The organism is Leptospira neocaledonica (assembly GCF_002812205.1).
In the GTDB taxonomy this organism is placed as follows: domain Bacteria; phylum Spirochaetota; class Leptospiria; order Leptospirales; family Leptospiraceae; genus Leptospira_B; species Leptospira_B neocaledonica.
Map to the genome: position 1 here is coordinate 83,869 of NZ_NPEA01000004.1, position 16,593 is coordinate 100,461.

Consider the following 16,593-nt stretch of genomic DNA (forward strand, 5'->3'; position numbering starts at 1 on the left):
AATGAAATACTCCTCCCTATTTCTCATATTTTTAATAGTAAATTGTGTCAATAGATACGGAACAATAAAAACCGAATCTAATGGCTCAAATCCATCGACATCAATTATTAATTTCGAAGCGTTACGTATAAATGGGTATTATTCTGGTAGAGTAAAATTAAAGAAATTAGATAAATTCGGCAAGGCAACTGTTCTACATCTAAATGGAATTATAGACTTCAACCTTTCCGATACACTTAGAAAACAGCTAGCAAACGTGGAACTAGAAAATGGGATATACAAGGGAGAAATTATTATATCAAATAGAAATAATCAATTTTTCCAATATGCAGTCGAAGGAGAAGCTTCTATTGTGTTTGACTCGGAGGACCATAAAGAATTTGGAGGAAAATTTGGTGGACCTTGCATTCAAAAGGAATTTTCAAAATTAATTTGCCGTGACCTGGTTCTTTCAGGAAATTCTTTTAACTTCTCAATAGAAGATTTACAAAGCGACGAATTTTCTTTTCTATTAACTTTCGCTATTCTTACCTTTCCTGCTTATACAACATTTAAGATCGGCTTACCTATACCTTTATTTGGATTTTGGGGATATAATCGGAATTTAATTATTAAAGAAATATTATAGTGAAACTTGAAAAAAATTAAAGAGCCAGAATGAAACCATTTCCTTTTCCCTCAATAATAATCTTTACTATTATACTTTTAGGGACCAACTGCTTTGCAGTTCCTACGAATGAAAGAACTGCCTGCCGATACAGACTCAACAATACTGCAAGCTTAGTGAGTAATGATAGTTGTAATTTCGCCACTGGTGAGTTGTTAATTTATTCTGATCCATCCTCAACTTCGGAGCAAAAGGGAAAGGCAGGCTTCAATTCAATGCTCTTTCTTTCAGAATGCGTAGAATACCATAAAAGACTCGAAGAATGTAATAAGGAAATTAATAAATATATTCCAACGCTACACCCTCAATAAAGAGTCATTACCCCCGGATATACCCTCTTAATCACATCATGCCATTTATCATCAGGAATCCCAGTAAACCACTTCTCTATTGCTTTCGTTAACAAGGCTTCATTCAGTTTATCGCCTTCGATAGAAACTTCACCTACGGCCAGTATTCCACCATCTTCAACGGAAATTCGAATTAATTCCGCTTACCCCGTCACTACAGCGAATTTCTATACAAAGCCTTACATTGATGGGAGTGATTACTTAGAATGGTAAATCATATTTTTCGATTTGTCTACATTGGCACCCGTTTAGCGGATCTACAATATCGGGTACCAATGTTTTCTAAAGATAAGACTAACTCCTACTCTTTCAGATCTTTAAACACACCCGAAAAATTAGCATCGAATACCTCACCATCGTCAGATAGTAGAATAAAAAGATTCTTATTCAATTTCTGATTCGTGAATCTAATAATATAGTAACCACTTCCTTCTTTTTTGATTGCTCTAGAGGTTACGGCTTTATCGTTCCATGTCGCATCCAGCTCGACTCCTTCTATTTTTTCTTTCTTGGAGATAATGGAAGCGACACCTTTCGCAGCAGCAGAGATTGCCTCTTTTTTTCCGAGTTTTCCCGCTTCTTCATGTTTATGGTCACCGTGAGCATATACGTTTGCACCAACCAGCAGTCCGATAATCGAAAATGCGAGTGCAGTGTTTAAAAATTTGTTTTTCATAGTTTTTCCTTTATTAATTATTTTGATTCTTTTAATGAGTATGTGTCGTTCCATCACCATGGGTGTGAGCATTTTCGTTTAACAGTATCTTCTTCTTGTATCCTTCCAGGGCGGAAGGTTTTGATTCTGCCTGCATTTCCTCATGAACATGATGATGATCGTCCCGATTCAAAGGGAAATCATCCGGATATGCGGAATGCGAGTAACCATGCAATTGCATAATAAATAGTAATGCACCGACGAATAAGAGACCGGAATTTGCCAATTTACTGAAGCTTTGGAAGGATTGTGTTTTTCTCCAACCGGATAAGAGAAGGATCATCAATCCAAGAGCAAATATCTGCCCTGCTTCCACTCCTACATTAAACGCAAGAATATTCCAAACAAGACCTTCTTCCTGCAAAGGTAACTGTTGCAAACGTGTAGAAAGACCGAATCCGTGAATTAGACCAAACGCAAAAACCATCCACAATAGGTTCGGCGATTCGGTATTCAGATATTTCTTAAATCCATCCAAATTATCGAAGCCCTTATACACTACGGTGAGTGCAATAAAAGCGTCTATTAGAAAGTAATTGGCTTGAATACCGTATAATGTGGCGAAGATCAAAGTGATCGAATGTCCTACGGTAAAAGCAGTGATAAACTTGAATACGTCTTTGAACTTAGTAAGAAAGAAGATCACTCCGAATAAGAAAAGCAAATGATCGTATCCGGTCAACATATGAGAGGCCCCAAGCTCGAAGTATTGCCAGGACCCTGCATCCAATATTTTTTGTTTATCCGCATCCGACATACCATGAGCGAAAGTATCCGCACCGATGAGTAGAATGGATAATATATACAGTATATTTTTCATTTTATTTCCTCGAATCTTATTAAAGAGTTTTAATTTACACATTTTATTTTCGAATCCTTCTCGCAAATTTCGCATATACTACCGGTATCATGATGAGGGTAAGAGCGCTTGCGCTGATCAGTCCACCGATAACGACTGTCGCCAAAGGTCTTTGCACTTCGGAACCCGGCGATGTGGACAATGCCATCGGTAAAAATCCGATCGATGCTAATAACGCTGTGGTTAATACAGGTCGAAGTCTATGCTCTGCCGCCTTGGCGATCGCCTGTTCCGGTTCTTCTCCCGCATGCTCCGCCTCTTTCGCGAAAGAAACTAGTACAAGTCCGTTCAAGATCGCAACCCCGAATAAGGCGATAAATCCGATCCCTGCGGAAATACTGAAAGGCATTCCTCTTAATAAAAGCGAAAATACTCCGCCGGTCACTGCAAACGGAACATTCAAGAAAATGATCAAGGTCGGATATATCTCTTTAAACGCAGTGAATAAGATTATGAAAATTGCAACCAATGTCACTGGAACAACTACAAGCAACGTGTTCCGGGCTGACTGGTATTTTTCAAAATCCCCACCGAGTTCGTATCTGTAACCTGGAGGGAAAATAATCTTTGATAGAACTTTTTTCTCCACTCGATTCACTGTGCTTAGCATATCGCTTCCTCTCACATTGAATTGAACGAGTGCGTATCTGTTCTGGTCTTCGTGATTGATTTGAACGGGTCCGTCTTCTATGGATATGTCTGCGAGTTCTCCGAGAGTCACGATCCTACCACCGATCCCGACCGGTAAGGTTTTGAGACTGATCAGGTCCTTTTCGAAATTCCAATCGGACACAACGGCTACATCGAAACGTTTCGGTCCTTCAAAAACTACACCCACTTTATGACCTGCGGATAAAGATTCAGCAATCTGATTCAGGTTTTCCATCTCGAATCCGTATCTGGCCATTGCTTCTCTTTTTGGCCGAATCTTTAAATAACCTAATCCGGTAAGTTGCTCTATCCTTAAATCTGCGACTCCTTCTATGTTTTTAGAATGAGCTGCGATTTTTTCAGCGAATGACTTTAAGGTTTTCAGGTCCTCTCCGAAAATTTTGATCCCTACATCGGCCCGAATTCCCTGCATCATCTCGTTTGTTCTCATTTGGATCGGTTGAGAAACTCCTACTGCGACTTCAGGCACTGCCTTAGAGACCACTTTTGAAATTTCCTCTTCCAATTCTAGTTTGGAAAATCTCCACTCGCTTTGCGGCTTCAATTCCAAGAATACATCCGATTTATCGATCCCCATCGGTTCGTTAGCAAGTTCCGGAGATCCTGTTTTAGAAACGATGCTTGAGATCTCCGGAAATTTCTCTAAAAGGATTTTTTCTATCTTTAGAGTAGTATCCAAAGATTGTTTCAAGGAGCTGGAAGGCAGACGGGAAATTTCCAGAAGAATGGAACCTTCGTCCAAGGTAGGCATAAATTCCGCACCGATGAACACGAATCCAAGGATGGAAAGGGAAAAAACACCTAACACAGAATAAGCGACTCTTCTCGAATTCTCCATACATTTTTTTAGGAAAGGGGAATACCAAGCGCTGATCCTTCTAAAGAAAGGTGTTTCTTCCTGCCTATTACTTTTGGGGTCTATAAAGTAAGAGGCTAAGACTGGGATCAATGTTAAGGTTAAGATAAACGCGCCGATCATCGCAAATAAAACGGTAAGCGCCATCGGAATGAACATCTTTCCTTCCGTTCCTGACAAGGTAAGAATCGGAAGATACACGATCCCTATGATAATCTCTCCATAGATCGTGGCTTTTCTCACTTCCATGGTAGCGCTCATGATGATATCAAGTCGTTCTTCCTGGTTTAATCTTCTCCCTTTCTGTTTTGCTACTTCGGATAATCTTCTAAAAGAGTTCTCCACCAAAATCACAGCCCCATCCACGATAAGTCCGAAGTCGATCGCTCCTAAAGACATTAAATTCGCGGTTTGATCCCGAAACTTCATGATAGAAAGAGCGAAGAACATTGCAAAAGGAATAGTTAATGCGATTACAAGACCGGATCTAAGATCTCCGATCATTAAAAGAAGTATGATCATCACAAGGATCGCACCTTCTCCCAAGTTCCAAAGGACAGTGTTAATCGTACTCTTTACCATGAGGGAACGATCATAGAAGGGTTCTATCTCCATTCCGGCAGGTAATATTTTCTTAATCTCTTCTAGCTTGTTACGCACATTCTCGGTTACCTGAAGTGCATTTTCGTTTACAAGCATAAGAGCCATAGATCCTACCACTTCTCCTTTCCCGTCGGAAGTTGCCCCACCTTTGCGGAGAAGATACCCTTCCTCCAGCTTGGCAACAGTGGATAGATAGATCGGAAATCCGTCGGAGGTCCTACCAATAGAGATCTTGGAAAAATCCGCAGTGTTCTTTAAAAGGCCTTCCGTTCCGATCACTACATGTTCCTTATCCTTCTCTATATAACCTCCTCCCGCAGAGGCATTGTTTACAAGGACTGCGTCCGCAATATCTTTTACTCCGAGCCCGAGAGACGCAAGCTTTGGAATATCCGCGACAATCCTATATTGTTTCACCCTCCCTCCGAAAGTATTTACCTCCACCACTCCCGGAACTGTCTTCAAGATAGGATTGATAAACCAGTTCAGATATGTGGTAAGTTCGATCAGGGAATGAGTCTTACTTTTCAAAACAAATTGGTAAACTTCTCCTAACCCTGTGGAGATCGGTCCGATCTGCGGTCTTCCGTAATTGGGCGGGATTTGGTTGGAAACATCCACAAGCTTTTCGCTAACGAGTTGCCTACTTAGATATAAGTCCGCGCCTTCTTTAAAAACGACTGTGACAATGGAAAATCCATAACGGGAAATCGCTCTCACCTCGTCCACTTTCGGAATTCCGGAAACGGCTCTTTCCACCGGATAAGTAACGTATTGTTCTATCTCTAAAGTGGAAAGTGCCGGAGCGGTAGTGATAATATCCACCTGCACATTCGTGATATCAGGCACCGCATCTATCTTAAGCTTTCTTGCGGAGTCTATCCCGACTAAAAGTAGTAAGGCGGAAAAACCCAAAACATAGATCCGGTTATGAAGGCTCCAACGAACGATAGAAGTAAGAAACTCCATTATTCCTCCTCTCCGAAGGAAGACTTCAAGAATAAGGATTTAAGTTCGAAAACTCCTTTCGTGACTATATCTTCTCCTTCGCTTAGTCCTTCCTTAACTTCTATATTCGTTTCTTCCGAACTTCCTAAGATCACCTTTTTAGGTACAAACGAATCGGCAGAAAGTTTCACAAAAACAAAATCGTCGTTTTGGATCTTGAAAACGGATTCCTGTGGGACGAGGATCCCAAGGCCGGTATTTGTGACTACCTTCACCGTTCCGAACAATCCGATCTTTGCCTTTCTCCCTATATTAGAAAAAGAAAATCTAGCATGGATCGTTCTGGAATCCAAATCCACCTGCTCTCCGATATGTTCCAGAACTCCCGCAAAAACAAGATCCGGATAAGAATTCAAGATCACATCGGCCTTGCTTCCTTCCGAAATTTTAGAGAGATCTCCTTCGAAAATTTTAGCCATAAACCAAAGTCTGGAAATGTTTCCAACGGTTGCCAGGTTTTGGGTCCCCGTCACAATGGAACCGGGTAGCGCGTTCCGATTTAAAACGATCCCACTCATCGGAGAATAGATATAGTATTTCCCGCTCGTTTCTTCGTTCGGTTCTAGACCGTTGGCTCTTAGATTTTCTTCCGCCGCTTTCAAATCCGCAGCATTCACTTTCAATACCGCTTCCGCATCAATCTCTTCCTGCTTGGCAGCTAGCTTCATAGAGACTAAATTCCGAATTCTCTCCAAGTTCAGAAGAGCTGCGGAATGTTTCGTCTTGGAAGAATGAAAAGAGGATCTAAGCCTTGCTAGCTCCGGAGAATCCAGGACCGCAAGAAGTTGCCCCTTCTCAACTTTAGAACCTTCTACGAATTTGATGCTTACAAGCCTTCCCGAAACTCTGGATGGAACTTCCACCACTTGGTCCGGAACTGCGGCTACTTCCCCGATCAAAGGAATTGTACGTCTGAAATTTTTCTTTTCGATACGGATCGATTCGAGTTGAAACAAATCTCTTTGCTCCTTCTCTACTTGGATCGGTTCGAATTCCGTAGAACTAACAGTTTCCAAGACTGTACGATTGGATTTTGACTTAAAGAATTTCTTATAAACCCAAATCGACCCTCCAATCAAGGATACCAAAATAATAATGATAAAAATGGATCGTTTCACTGTTTGATTTCCTTTAAATGATCCTCGAAAGACAATCCGAGAGATCGAACAAGCTCTATCTGCGCGAGTGAGAATTCCGTCTTAGAAAGGATGAAATTCAATTTCGCGTTGGCTAATATTCTCTGAGAATTGAGAGCATCCGCAACTTTCATTCTTCCGAAACGGATTGCTTCTTTTAAGAGATCTAGATCCTTATCCAAGTCCTTGATATAACTCGGATCGTACTGCTCAATTTCAGAATGAAGAGCCAAATAATTTGAAACGGAAGATACAATCTCGGTGCGAATCAAACGTTCCGTAACTTTTGCATTTTCCTGAGCTTGTTCATGTATAGCTACTGAACTTTGGATTTCCCCTTCGTATGTTCTCCATAAGGTAACAGGGAGACTTACCTGAGCACCTACTACTCTTTCATTGAAGCCGTCGTTTTGTACGAAGCCACCTATAGTAAGATTTGGAATTTTTTGGAGTTTGACTTGCTCTAATTTTCTGGTAGCGAGTAAGATCTCGTTCTCCGATACTTCCACTTCCGGCCGATTCGTCATTGCGATCTTTACCAAACTGGAAACGTCTTTTGGGAGTTCCTTTAATTCCAAATCCGTAATATCAAATTCTATTTTTTCCTCCGGAGAAGCACCCATCAAGACGAGAAGTTCCCCTTTAGCAGTATCCGATTTTCTCCCAGCTTGCTGTAGCACTCTCCAAAGACGAAGTTCTTCCGCCTTTGCTACGTCCACATCCATAGAAGGAGCAACTCCCTCCTTTGCTCTTGCGGAAGAAAGTATTCTTAAGTCCTTTGCAAGTTCATAGAGAGTTTTTGTTTCCTCGTATTCTCTTTTGAAACCGCTGTATCTAAGAACGGAAGAAAGAATTCTTGAAAGTATATTCCTTCTAGCGATCTCCAATCTTCCTGCTTGGACTTTATATTCTTCGTCCGCAACTTCAAGAGCCTTTGCTCTCTTGCCTCCAACGAATATTTCCTGAGTTACGATAATCTGTTGATTACCCGCAGTCGGCGCAGGACCACTTCCTAAGATCCCTCCCTCGGAAGTAGTTCCCTTACGATGAGCAAGATAACCTCCGACCACCGGGTTGGAAGGGAAAAGATAAGACGCTACTTTCTTTCTACCGGCAATTTCTTTTAGTTTTAATTGTTCAATCTTGTATTCCGGATTAGAATCCAATACGCATACGGTGATGCGTTGCAGATCCATAATACCGACACAACTCGACGGACCGGAATTTCCCCCGGCCTGGGAATATAGGGCTTCCGTCATGAAGACACAGGAAAGCCCGAGCATAAATGCGCGCATGATTCCTCCATGAAGGAACCGGATTAAATATTATAAGGTTCCTTCAAGATCGCGGGTATTAAGCGATGGAGGAAATTTTAGGTGGGCGGAATAAACGGATAGGATCTTCGTAAGTGAGGATTACAGGTTCTTGGATCTGATAGAAGGATACGGAAAGGATTCCGTAGATCCTAGTCATATAGAGATCCCAAGATACGAATAGAGTTAAATTACAAGGGCAATTGATACAGATATGATTGTCCATATCGTCGTCATGATCTGGTGTGTGAATCGCGTAAGGACAATGATCCTCGCTTTCACCCACTGCTCCGCAAACCGCTTCGTTATCGATCACTTTCTGGATAACGAAATTGCAGACGAACAGAATAATGAAAAAGCGAAGTATTCCAGTCTGTATAAGCCGCAGATTCATGGTTATCTCATTACACTGGGACTACTCAGTTTCTTCATTTCAAGCAAAAAAAGGTAGGAAGACAAAAAAACCAGTCCTGCTTAAATACATTCCTTTGGTCATAAGAGTTTGATTCCAAATCTCTCTAAGATAAGGTTAAATGAAAAAAACAAGGCCACTGTTAAAAGGATACATAAACCTATTGCGGACCAAAACCCAAAACTCGCATATAATTTCGGAAAGACCAAGAACATAGGAAGAGTGGGAAGAACAAACCAAAAAGTATAGTACGCATGATTTGAGATCTTTTCCTGTTCAGCTTTTTCAAACTGCAGCCAAAGCAAAGTTAAGATGGTTACAATCGGTAAGGAGGCAATCAGTCCTCCAATCTTGTCGCTTCTTTTTGCAATTTCTGAAATCAGAACAACTAGGCCAGAAGTGACTGCGTATTTGAAGATGAGGTACAACATAATACGACAACAAGGATATGTTTCGTATTTTTAGAAATTATAATTTGGAAATATCTCGGCAGTCTATTTCGAAATCCTGGATAGATTGCAGTTGTGCGAGATCGGGAGAGATTTTTAAACCAGTCTGGCTAAATTTTCCCTTCTCCATTTTACTATATCCGATTGAAACGCGAAACGTATCGATAGAATTTATATTTTCAAAGTCCTCGCCGATTTTAAGTTTATGAGATTGTCCTGGCAATATAAGAGAAATCGTTTTAGCGAGATTTTTTGTTTGCTCTTCAGAAGTTTTGGAATTCTTTGCGGAACCGAAAAAATATCCTAACTTTGCTTCTGAATGATTTCTTTCGATGGAAGGCAAAGCCGTATTTAATAATATTACAGGATCAGAATCCCTGTTTTTGATTGTTATTTCATTTAAGATCTGATCGCAACGAATATGGTCCAATGCAAGAGAATTGGGTGCCTGCTGGAAGTCGCCTATTCCTTTACATGAAAAGAATGCGAAGAAAAAAAGAAGATTAAACAAAAACTTTGCATTCATAATCGTATACTCTTGTAATATTTCAGATGGGATCAATGAAAAGACGAAAAATCCTTTTCGAATTCGAATACATTTCTTCAAAATGTAATGAATCATCTCCGGCCCATTTGAGAAATTTTTTCATAAAAATTAAAAGCCAAAAATACAAACTTTGCATATTTTGTTTTTCTTAAGGAAAAGCAATAAGGACACTCTATGATAGAAAAGCTCGTGGAATTATCGATTCGCAAAAAAGGTACAGTCCTAATCATCGGCGCCGTATTTTGTATTATCGGTCTTTTTAATGCTTTTAAACTTCCTATAGATGCGGTTCCGGACGTAACGAACGTTCAAGTCACCGCGGTTACTTCTTCGCCCGGTTTGACCCCGTTCGAGGTAGAACAGTTCATTACCTACCCGATAGAATTAGAATTAAATGGAATTCCGGGAGCAAAAGAGATCCGCTCCATTTCCCGCGCAGGAGTTAGTTCCGTTTCCGTGATCTTCGAAGACGGGACGGATATATGGTTTGCAAGACAACTTGTAAATGAACGCCTAAAAATAGTAGGTGGTCAAATTCCACCGGAATACGGTTCTCCCGAATTAGCTCCAGTGGCTACCGCCTTAGGGGATATCTATGAGTTTACTCTTTCCTCAGACCAACATTCTCCAACGGAACTTAGAAGTTATATAGATTGGGACTTATCCAGAAAACTGAAATCTGTTCCAGGCGTAATCGAAGTAAATACGTTAGGTGGGACCTTAAAACAATACCAAGTGCTTATCGATCCCAAAAGATTAGCGGCTCATAATCTTACTGTGACTGAGATCTTGGACGATATTAAAGCCGCCAACTTCAATACCGGAGGAGGATACGTCCAAAAGGGAGAAGAACAATTAGTAATTCGAGGCGAAGGACAATTTGGAGGCATAGAAGAATTAAGACGTGTCGCAGTCAGAACTTCCGCAGACGGTATTCCTCTTCTATTAGGTCAAATCGCTAAAGTGGAAGAAGGGCCCGCGCTTCGCTTCGGTATTGCAACCCAAAAAGGAAAGGAAGTAGTTGCTGCTACGGTGATAATGCTTCTAGGACAAAATTCCAGAGATGTAGTCGATCGAGTCCGCGAAAAAGTAAATGAGGTCAAACCTACTCTTCCAAAAGGAATGAAACTGGAACCTTTTTACGACCGTTCCGAATTTATCAATAGAGCATTAAAAACGGTTTTCATGAATTTGAGCGAAGGAGCAGTCCTTGTATTTCTTGCATTAGTCCTAACCTTAGGTACTGCAAAGGGAGGTGCTTTAGTCGCTGCGGCAATCCCAGTTTCCATGTTAGTTGCAGTTATATTTATGCGGCAATTGGGAGTCGTAGGAAACCTGATGTCTTTAGGCGCTCTCGATTTCGGTCTACTTGTGGACGGTTCCATTGTAATGCTCGAATCGGTGCTCGCGGGCTTTTATCTGGGAAGAAAAAATTTCGATCGGCCTATGAACGAAGAAGAACTTCGCATCGCGACTGAAAACATTATCTCGGATCGATGCAAACGAGTAGCAAAGGCTGCAGCTTTTTCGGTAGCGATCATTATGTTAGTCTATCTTCCGCTTATGGTATTAGAAGGAGTGGAAGGTAGAATGTTTCGCCCCATGGCGATTACAGTCGCCTTGGCACTTGCAAGTGCGTTAATCTTTTCAGTTACTATCTTCCCCGCAAGTCTTGCCTATGCCTATAAACGTCCGTTTATTCATAAGGCACATGCCTGGGAAAAAATAGAAGAATACTATATTAAACTTTTGGAATGGGGATGGGTCCGAAAAAAGCAGATCATACTTTTTTCCGTTGGAATCATCGTTTTCTCCTTCTTATCCGGAAACTTCCTCGGATCGGAATTTTTACCCAGGATCGATGAGGGGGAACTGGAGATTGATGCCAAACGACTCCCCTCTACCGCAATAGATTATTCCAGAGATTTAAACATCGAAATCGAAGAGGTTCTCTCCGGATTTCCGGAAATTGCAAGTGTGGTCTCTCGTGTTGGCCGTGGAGAATCGGCGGCGGAACCGTTAGGAACGGAAGAAACCTCCGTGATGGTAAAATTAAAACCCAAAGATGAATGGGTAAATGCGGACTCTAGGGAAGAACTAATGGATAAGATCAAAAACAAACTGATCGCTGAAGTTCCATCCACTTATTTTAGTATGTCCCAGCCTATCGAGAACAGGGTAAACTCTCTTCTTACGGGTTCCAAGGCAGATGTGGTCGTAAAGATATATGGAGATGATCTAAAAACGATCAAATCAATAGGAGATAAGATTGCCTCTACCATGCAGAAAGTGCAAGGAACGGGCGACCTACGTGTTCAAAGAGTTCTCGGCCTTCCTATGCTCCAGATCAATACGAACTATGATAGGATGGCTCGGTATGGAGTCTCCGCATCTGAAATTCTTAGAACGGTAGAGATGATGAGAGTCGGCGCGAAGGCTGGAAAAATATTCGAAGGAATGAGAAGATACGATCTTGTATTAAGACTAGATTTGGAAGCGGATGATTTACCCGAAGTTGCGAATATTCCGATCATGACAGCTTCCGGTAATACGATCCCTCTCGGACAGGTTGCAGATATTGAAGTTTTAGATTCTGCGGCAGCAATCTATAGAGAAGCTCTCAAAAGAAGGATCTTTGTAGAAGTGAATATCCGAGGAAGAGATTTAGTCGGTTATATCAATGAGGCCAAAGAAAAAGTGCAACCGATTGCAGACAGTCTTCCTCCCGGATACGAAATCGAATGGGGAGGACAGTTCGACAATTTCGTCCGAGCAAAAAATAGGCTGATCCTTGTTGTCCCTGTTGCATTAGCTATCATATTCTTCATGCTTATGGCAGCTTTCAATAGTGTGTATTATGCGCTGGGAGTCTTCGCAGTAGTTCCTTTGGCAACCGCAGGTGGAATTTTGGGCTTAGTGTTACGCGGCTTACCCTTTAGTATCCCTGCCGCAGTCGGATTTATCGCAGTAAGCGGAATTGCTGTTTTAAACGGAGTAGTTTACGCCTCCACATTAAAGGAAGAAATTCAATTAGGAAAACGAATTGAAGACGCGGTAATTTCTGCTGGGATCCTTTCCTTACGACCGGTCTTAACTACGGAGTTTATCGCCGCTATCGGGTTTCTTCCTATGGCCATTTCTAGCATGGCTGGGGCGGAAGTGCAAAGGCCGTTGGCGACTGTAGTGATCGCAGGAGTTTTGGTTGCAACTGCGTTATCTCGTTTGGTTCTTCCTATCGTAATGGAAACACTTTTAGGTTGGGATGAAGCACGGATAAAGAGAAACGAAGAGATCCGTAGGAAGAAGGAAAGTACGTATATTCGGATCGATATCGGAGAGCACCACTCCACTGCCATGGTAGAACATCATAGTGAAGTTCTGATTGATGAGAATGGTCATGAGCCGGAGTTGATCAAGAAGAAGGGTCCGGGAAAGAAGAGGAAATGATACAGATTACGCATTATGGAAAGCAGTTGGTAATTCGAGTTGTAATCATTAATTTAATTTACGTTATTTCCCTCTAAACGAATATATTTCACCAATTATATCTGTTCGGAGTCTTAAGAATACCTTCTCCATCTCTCCAACAGATTTAACTGCATTTTCTTCCTCCGATATCATTTCTGAAACTTTATCAAAAGCAGAATCTGCCATAATGAGTAACTTTTTATACAGTGAATTATCTATTGCGATAAAATTATCGATGAAATTGATCCTGAGTTCACTAAGAAACGTCAGCAAAGATGAATTCAATTTTATCTTCTGGCCTATTGTTTTTTTAGATAAGTTATACTTTTGAAGATCATTAGCGATTGATTTAAAAAGTTCAAAATAATCTTTCATTCTGTAATCGAGAATTAAAGCCTTTATACCTTGAATTTTTCGATCTTTCTCCTTTTCGTCAGTGTCTAGACCGGTCTTTGTCCAAAATAAATATATGGTAGTTAATAAATTTGTGAAACTTAACACTACTACACAGATTTTATACGTTACGTCCAACCAATCCAAGTGGCAATCAGTCAATTGCAGTAGAGTTTCGTAATATTCTATCAACGGCGTCATTCAAGGATTTTTCATAAGGGAAACTACCCTTACTTTCAAACTTAACTTTTTTAAAAAAATCTTCTCGCCCAAGTTTCCGAACCACATTAACAAAAAGCTCTTCGAAAAATGAAGGATTAATCGAATATATATCAGTAGGAATTCTTATAATAATTTCTTTGTTATTATCTTCCAAATTATCTAGATTAGATTGTTTTCGGACCGTCATTCCTCGATCACGTCCAGTAAAGACTTTCGCACGGGCGTCCCGAAAGTCATCTAAATCGATGATATTTCCTTTACTCTTTTTCATGGCCAATTTACTCAAATTGTATCCTTGCGCTTATTAATGTCCCTGGAAAGTGAAATTTCCTAGTACGAACATACTTTTTATCCGGTAATTCTTCCAAATTTCCAGATGAATTAAAAGACATAACTTTGAAAACATCGTCTCCATTGCTTCTTTCGTTTATTCCATATTCTCCGCTAAATTGTATATTTGTTGAACCAGATATAATATTAAGCCTCGAAATCAAGTCTTTACCTTTAGATCCCCTTAAATTGAAGAAACTCTCAATAAATCGAATGGAACCATTTCCTCTTTTTAAAAATTTGTCTGTGGAAACTGAAGTTACTCCTTCTTGTAACGCATAAAGTGTCCAAAGAGATTCTTCTGTAACACCAGATATTCCAAGCAATTTTCTTAACGAGAATTTACCTGATAGTTCATTCATCTTACTTACAATCTCTCTATTTGGGCAATCTGGATCTTTAAATTTGTCGTAAATCGTTTTTCCAAAATTCATAATAACTAAACGAAATATAGAAATACGTTTTCCATTTTCTTCCTTTTCTTGAAAATATCCAATCGAATACCTTACTTCATTACTGGAATGTTCTTCTGCGTTTATAAGTATTTCACCAACAACAGTGCATAGATCATGCAAGTTCTCCGGTGGCAATTCTCTATTTAATCTTGCAAGGCATTCTTTAACGTAATCAACCAATTCTGTAGTATCTATATCCTTTTGATTTTCAAGATGTTTCTTCTTTTTCCCTCTTCTCTCATGAATTCGCAATTTGTACGGAATAATATCTTTATGACTCTTTCCTAGATTCGTAAAGATATCTATCGAACCAACTGTAGTCAGCATTTTTCCAACATCTTGGTTATTAATATGTCTTCCGTTAATAGTCTTTATTCGCTTTTCCTTATGATCTTTTCGTCTTTCATAAAAATAAATAATTTCAAGAATAATAATATCCAATAAAACTTGAGCACCCAGATCAATTTCTTCAGTTAAAGAATAATCGATATTAACTTCAACGGAATGCGGAAAAATAAAAAGTGACATTAGATCAGCAAGGAAATTAGTACTCTCCTCTTCGTTATCCAAAAGCGAAAATTTTTTCGGAACAAATATTACACCATCCTTGGGTGGTGTTCTTTTCTCTATTTCATCAAAATAAAAAGGTGATCGATCATCAAAAAGTAAATCATTCAAATTGGGAGGTGTGTATCGTCTCAGAAACTCACGATAGGTTAGGGCTTCTTCCGTAACTCTTGTACGTTTTTTCTTTTTTCTCTCCTTTTGTAATTTTACAAAACGCCTCCTTGCTTTTCTCTTTATTTCTTTTTCTAAACTCTTTTTAGGATGCTTTAATTTTCGTAATTCCTCTTGCTTCATTTAATTACTTTTTCACCTAATCATTCCGTGCTTCAAAACCAATTACATTCCGCTTTCAGAAAAGAAACGGAATGTGTTTTATGTTTTTATAATATTATAAAATTACTTTTTTAAATTTTGAAATCAGAAAAATCCTTTTCTTTTTCTCAACAAAAAGCTACACATCCGGTTAGCCTCATTTTGGATTAGCTGAAAATCATGTCAATAAGAACTAACGTAATAAATCTTACAGAATTTCGCAATGCAAGGACAGGGCCTCCGAAGAGGTCAGAACCTGAATCGGGACTAATGCTCGGAAAGGGCTTAACAGACCAGACTATGATTGATCTTATTAAGAAATTTTCTAATCCAGTATCAGAACGAGACTATAGAAATAGAGCATTGCTTAATTTAATGTATCTAACCGCCTTACGTGCGAAGGAAATAGTTTCCCTTAAGTTTTCCGATCTTTTCCTAGCTCCTTCTGGAGAAACACTAATCTCCTACACCAAGAAAGGCGGAAAATTGGCCTTTGCAGTTATAGCTGAGGAAACTCTATTCTTTATCCGTGAATATCATTCTACTTTCGAAGGTGACCATGCTTATTTCTTTCTCTCTCTTCCGCGAGGAAATCAAAAGGAACGATCTAATTTATCTACACGAGGACTTCAATTAATTGTTAATTCTTGGAATGTTAAAACATGTTCCAACAAATTAATTCATCCTCATAGCCTGAGACATACGGCAGCTTCAAAGCTTATGGACCTCGCCGGATCAATCGCAGTACAAAAACTCTTAAATCACTCATCACCTAACACGAGTTCGTTGTTTTATACGAAACCCTACTTCAATGCTTCTAAGTTTATTAGCTGGGAATAAAGAAAGAATGACCTTACTCGATAAACTTGAAAATAGCTCGCTTCAAGAACTGATCGAATCCGGAGAAATTGTTAGCCTTATGGTTCCTCCATATAGATACCGCGTAGAAGAATTCTATACCTGCCAGGTATACGTTTCTAAAACAGTTTGGTCCGAGTTGAATACGATATTCAGTAAATTTCGAGATAAGAAATCTCCTACGCGAATAGTATATAACCTAATGGCTGGTAGTGCAGGCCGAGTAGTTGATGAAGTAGATGATGATATAGAAATATTCTTAGTCTATTTCAAAGGACTATTCCCTTCCCTAAATAGATACAGAGCCTTTAGGAAAATTTCATTACCGAAAGACTCGGAAGATCAATACTTACTAATCTTGAGCATGAACGAAGACTAAATTCTTTTTCTAATGATTTCCA

The 16,593-nt window shown here is 39.8% G+C and carries 16 protein-coding genes; 5 read left to right on the top strand and 11 right to left on the bottom strand.

Annotation, left to right across the window (positions count from 1 at the left end; translation table 11 throughout):
* The first annotated feature begins 1 nt into the window (after position 1).
* Entirely contained in the window at positions 2-628 is a 627-nt protein-coding gene (locus CH365_RS07460; protein ID WP_100767969.1) for a hypothetical protein, read from the top strand.
* Between the two features lie 29 nt (positions 629-657).
* The gene (locus tag CH365_RS19885) at positions 658-978 is read left to right on the top strand and encodes a hypothetical protein (RefSeq protein WP_125226297.1); all 321 of its coding nucleotides are present in this window, start codon (positions 658-660) and stop codon (positions 976-978) included.
* Positions 979-1,318: 340 nt separating this feature from the next.
* Here CH365_RS19885 and CH365_RS07465 read toward each other — a convergent pair whose 3' ends face one another.
* From CH365_RS07465 to CH365_RS07500, 8 genes are all read right to left on the bottom strand, one after another.
* The gene (locus tag CH365_RS07465) at positions 1,319-1,693 is read right to left on the bottom strand and encodes a DUF6488 family protein (RefSeq protein ID WP_100724242.1); all 375 of its coding nucleotides are present in this window, start codon (positions 1,691-1,693) and stop codon (positions 1,319-1,321) included.
* A 31-nt stretch (positions 1,694-1,724) separates the two neighbouring features.
* Positions 1,725-2,552 (bottom strand): HupE/UreJ family protein, encoded by an 828-nt coding sequence (locus CH365_RS07470; RefSeq protein WP_208861175.1) that lies wholly within the window; start codon positions 2,550-2,552, stop codon positions 1,725-1,727.
* Positions 2,553-2,595: 43 nt separating this feature from the next.
* Positions 2,596-5,691, bottom strand: a complete 3,096-nt coding sequence (locus CH365_RS07475) for an efflux RND transporter permease subunit (RefSeq protein ID WP_100767970.1) — start codon at positions 5,689-5,691, stop codon at positions 2,596-2,598.
* Positions 5,691-6,848, bottom strand: a complete 1,158-nt coding sequence (locus tag CH365_RS07480) for an efflux RND transporter periplasmic adaptor subunit (RefSeq protein ID WP_100767971.1) — start codon at positions 6,846-6,848, stop codon at positions 5,691-5,693. The genes CH365_RS07475 and CH365_RS07480 overlap by 1 nt, the downstream gene beginning before the upstream one ends.
* Positions 6,845-8,161 (bottom strand): TolC family protein, encoded by a 1,317-nt coding sequence (locus tag CH365_RS07485; protein WP_100767972.1) that lies wholly within the window; start codon positions 8,159-8,161, stop codon positions 6,845-6,847. The genes CH365_RS07480 and CH365_RS07485 overlap by 4 nt, the downstream gene beginning before the upstream one ends.
* 58 nt (positions 8,162-8,219) lie before the next feature.
* A complete protein-coding gene (locus tag CH365_RS07490; RefSeq protein ID WP_100767973.1) occupies positions 8,220-8,573 on the bottom strand; it encodes a hypothetical protein in 354 nt (117 codons plus the stop codon).
* Positions 8,574-8,671: 98 nt separating this feature from the next.
* Positions 8,672-9,022: a DUF3147 family protein gene (locus CH365_RS07495; RefSeq protein ID WP_100724247.1), complete on the bottom strand. Its 351-nt coding sequence runs from the start codon at positions 9,020-9,022 to the stop codon at positions 8,672-8,674.
* 37 nt (positions 9,023-9,059) lie between these two features.
* Positions 9,060-9,602 (bottom strand): hypothetical protein, encoded by a 543-nt coding sequence (locus tag CH365_RS07500; protein WP_125226298.1) that lies wholly within the window; start codon positions 9,600-9,602, stop codon positions 9,060-9,062.
* Positions 9,603-9,761: 159 nt separating this feature from the next.
* Between CH365_RS07500 and CH365_RS07505 the strand changes: the two genes are divergently transcribed.
* The gene (locus tag CH365_RS07505; protein ID WP_100767975.1) at positions 9,762-13,034 is read left to right on the top strand and encodes an efflux RND transporter permease subunit; all 3,273 of its coding nucleotides are present in this window, start codon (positions 9,762-9,764) and stop codon (positions 13,032-13,034) included.
* Positions 13,035-13,097: 63 nt separating this feature from the next.
* Here CH365_RS07505 and CH365_RS07510 read toward each other — a convergent pair whose 3' ends face one another.
* Genes CH365_RS07510 through CH365_RS07520 form a run of 3 tightly spaced genes read right to left on the bottom strand, consistent with a single transcriptional unit; the run spans position 13,098 to position 15,316 of the window.
* Entirely contained in the window at positions 13,098-13,586 is a 489-nt protein-coding gene (locus CH365_RS07510) for a hypothetical protein (RefSeq protein ID WP_125226299.1), read from the bottom strand.
* A 16-nt stretch (positions 13,587-13,602) separates the two neighbouring features.
* Positions 13,603-13,956 carry an STAS-like domain-containing protein gene (locus CH365_RS07515; RefSeq protein WP_208861176.1) on the bottom strand — a complete coding sequence of 118 codons (354 nt, stop codon included), beginning with the start codon at positions 13,954-13,956 and terminating at the stop codon, positions 13,603-13,605.
* Entirely contained in the window at positions 13,949-15,316 is a 1,368-nt protein-coding gene (locus tag CH365_RS07520; protein WP_100767977.1) for a hypothetical protein, read from the bottom strand. The genes CH365_RS07515 and CH365_RS07520 overlap by 8 nt, the downstream gene beginning before the upstream one ends.
* Before the next feature lie 198 nt (positions 15,317-15,514).
* On the opposite strand from CH365_RS07520, the gene CH365_RS07525 reads away from it, so the two are divergent.
* Positions 15,515-16,174 (top strand): tyrosine-type recombinase/integrase, encoded by a 660-nt coding sequence (locus CH365_RS07525; RefSeq protein WP_100767978.1) that lies wholly within the window; start codon positions 15,515-15,517, stop codon positions 16,172-16,174.
* A complete protein-coding gene (locus CH365_RS07530) occupies positions 16,146-16,571 on the top strand; it encodes a hypothetical protein (RefSeq protein ID WP_244283041.1) in 426 nt (141 codons plus the stop codon). The genes CH365_RS07525 and CH365_RS07530 overlap by 29 nt, the downstream gene beginning before the upstream one ends.
* Positions 16,572-16,593 lie beyond the last annotated feature (22 nt).

Bases quoted from the DNA above. Each gene is read 5' to 3' on its own strand.
- CH365_RS07460 (WP_100767969.1), top strand. From the start codon at position 2: ATGAAATACTCCTCCCTATTTCTCATATTTTTAATAGTAAATTGTGTC.
- CH365_RS19885 (WP_125226297.1), top strand. From the start codon at position 658: ATGAAACCATTTCCTTTTCCCTCAATAATAATCTTTACTATTATACTT.
- CH365_RS07465 (WP_100724242.1), bottom strand. From the start codon at position 1,693: ATGAAAAACAAATTTTTAAACACTGCACTCGCATTTTCGATTATCGGA.
- CH365_RS07470 (WP_208861175.1), bottom strand. From the start codon at position 2,552: ATGAAAAATATACTGTATATATTATCCATTCTACTCATCGGTGCGGAT.
- CH365_RS07475 (WP_100767970.1), bottom strand. From the start codon at position 5,691: ATGGAGTTTCTTACTTCTATCGTTCGTTGGAGCCTTCATAACCGGATC.
- CH365_RS07485 (WP_100767972.1), bottom strand. From the start codon at position 8,161: ATGCGCGCATTTATGCTCGGGCTTTCCTGTGTCTTCATGACGGAAGCC.
- CH365_RS07490 (WP_100767973.1), bottom strand. From the start codon at position 8,573: ATGAATCTGCGGCTTATACAGACTGGAATACTTCGCTTTTTCATTATT.
- CH365_RS07495 (WP_100724247.1), bottom strand. From the start codon at position 9,022: ATGTTGTACCTCATCTTCAAATACGCAGTCACTTCTGGCCTAGTTGTT.
- CH365_RS07505 (WP_100767975.1), top strand. From the start codon at position 9,762: ATGATAGAAAAGCTCGTGGAATTATCGATTCGCAAAAAAGGTACAGTC.
- CH365_RS07520 (WP_100767977.1), bottom strand. From the start codon at position 15,316: ATGAAGCAAGAGGAATTACGAAAATTAAAGCATCCTAAAAAGAGTTTA.
- CH365_RS07525 (WP_100767978.1), top strand. From the start codon at position 15,515: ATGTCAATAAGAACTAACGTAATAAATCTTACAGAATTTCGCAATGCA.
- CH365_RS07530 (WP_244283041.1), top strand. From the start codon at position 16,146: ATGCTTCTAAGTTTATTAGCTGGGAATAAAGAAAGAATGACCTTACTC.